Origin of the sequence: Streptomyces sp. SID11385 (assembly GCF_010548245.1) — a bacterium.
Taxonomy (GTDB): Bacteria; Actinomycetota; Actinomycetes; order Streptomycetales; family Streptomycetaceae; genus Streptomyces.
In genome coordinates this window covers 1-1,640 of the sequence record NZ_JAAGLR010001166.1, presented here as the reverse complement: position 1 = coordinate 1,640, position 1,640 = coordinate 1, and the positions used below count along the sequence as shown (strand labels likewise).

Below are 1,640 nucleotides of genomic sequence, written 5' to 3'. Positions count from 1 at the left end.
CGGCACGCACCTCGCGGCCCGCGTCGGGACCCGCCTCGCCCGCCTGACCCCGCTCGCGACGGAGGTGCGCCCGACGGCGCTCGGCGGCGGGGCGGTCCTGCGCGGGGCACTGCTGATGGCGCTGGACCACGCGCAGGAGGAGCTGTTCGGGGGGTGACAGGGGGGCGGGGCGCCGGCCCCGCCCCCCTGTCACCCCAGCCTCTCCATCCCCAACTGCCGCGCCAAAAACCCCAGTTTCTCCGGATTCAGCATCGCCCTGATCTGCGTGATCCCCTCCGCCCCGCCCGAGACCTCCACGACCCCGCCGAGCCGCCCGTCCGTGAGGAAGAGCAGCGCCGGCGCCCCGTTGATCTGCACGGGCCGGAACTCCGCCTCCACGAGCCACTTCTCCAGCGCCATCCGGATCAGCCCCGTCACCGGCTCGCGGCCCCTGACGATCTTCCGGGCCGCGGGCACCTTGCCGCCGCCGTCCGACCACCAGCTCACGTCCTCGGCGAGCAGCGAGACCAGCTCCCGCACGTCGCCCGCGCGCGAGGCGGCGAGGAAGGTCTCCACCAGGGCCCGCTGCCGCTCGCTCTCCACCGCGTACCGGGCCCGCTCCTCCGTGAGCCGCGCCCGCGCGCGCCGCAGGTGCTGGCGGGCGCCCGCTTCGGAGAGGCTGAGGATCTCGGCGATCTCGCGGTGCCCGTAGCCGAAGGCGTTGTGCAGCACGTACACCGCGCGCTCCGGCGGGCTCAGCCGTTCGAGCAGGAGCAGCAGTGCCGAGGACACCTCCTCGCGCTGCTCCGCGCTCTCCATCGGCCCGAGCGCCCCGCCCGAGGTCAGTACCGGCTCCGGCAGCCAGGGGCCCACGTACCGCTCCCGCCGCACGCGCGCGGAGTCGAGGACGGTGAGGCACAGGCGCGTCACCGCCGTGGTGAGCCAGGCGGCGGGCGTGCGCACCGCCGCGCGGTCCGCGCCCGCCCAGCGCAGGTACGCCTCCTGCACCACGTCCTCGGCCTCCTGCGCCGAGCCCAGCATCCGGTAGGCGAGCCCGAACAACCGCGGCCGCTCCGTCTCGAACTCCCGTACAGAATCCGTGATCACAGCGCACAGCGTGCCACCGCGCGCGCCCCCGCGTCCCGTAATCCCGATCTCGCTGTGAGTCATCCCACCCCGCGCACCTCTTCCCGGCGTGGCACACTGGTGCGCGTACCAGCAACAGCGCACTCCGGGGTCGGTGTAATTCCGAACCGGCGGTAACAGTCCGCGACCCGCTCGCTTCCAGTGAGCGGTTGACCAGGTGGAATTCCTGGACCGACGGTGAAAGTCCGGATGGGAGGCAGTGCGCGGCGGGTCGCACGCAGCAGTGCGCCGCCGTAGGCCGGGCCGTCGTCTCGCGGCGCTCCCGGTCCGCGTCCGGCGCTCCCTGTGCCCGTGTGCGCCCGTACCAAGCCTGTCCCCGCGACAGCGCCCCGGAGTCCGTGCCCGAGAGGCAGGAGGACCCGGTGGCCACCCCAGCCGAAACCGCCGCCATGCGCGAGGCGATCGCCCTCGCCGCCCGCGGCCTCGGCCGCACCCGCCCCAACCCCGTCGTCGGCTGCGTCGTGCTCGACGCCTCCGGCGAGGTCGCGGGCTGCGGGTGGCACCAGCGCGCGGGC

1 protein-coding gene, 2 pseudogenes and 1 riboswitch are annotated in these 1,640 nt (G+C 74.8%); of the genes and pseudogenes, 2 read left to right on the top strand and 1 reads right to left on the bottom strand.

Features of this window, described 5'->3' with window-relative positions; all coding sequences use genetic code 11:
• A pseudogene (locus tag G3I42_RS38145) lies at nt 1–157 on the top strand (ROK family transcriptional regulator); the annotation flags it as partial.
• A gap of 32 nt (nt 158–189) precedes the next feature.
• On the opposite strand, the gene sigJ reads toward G3I42_RS38145, so the two are convergent.
• Complete coding sequence (gene sigJ, locus G3I42_RS35430) at nt 190–1,041, bottom strand: RNA polymerase sigma factor SigJ (RefSeq protein ID WP_239096893.1); 852 nt, start codon at nt 1,039–1,041, stop codon at nt 190–192.
• Nucleotides 1,042–1,201: 160 nt separating this feature from the next.
• A riboswitch (FMN riboswitch) is annotated at nt 1,202–1,332 on the top strand.
• Nucleotides 1,333–1,487: 155 nt separating this feature from the next.
• On the opposite strand from sigJ, the pseudogene G3I42_RS38140 reads away from it, so the two are divergent.
• A pseudogene (locus G3I42_RS38140) lies at nt 1,488–1,640 on the top strand (riboflavin biosynthesis protein RibD); the annotation flags it as partial.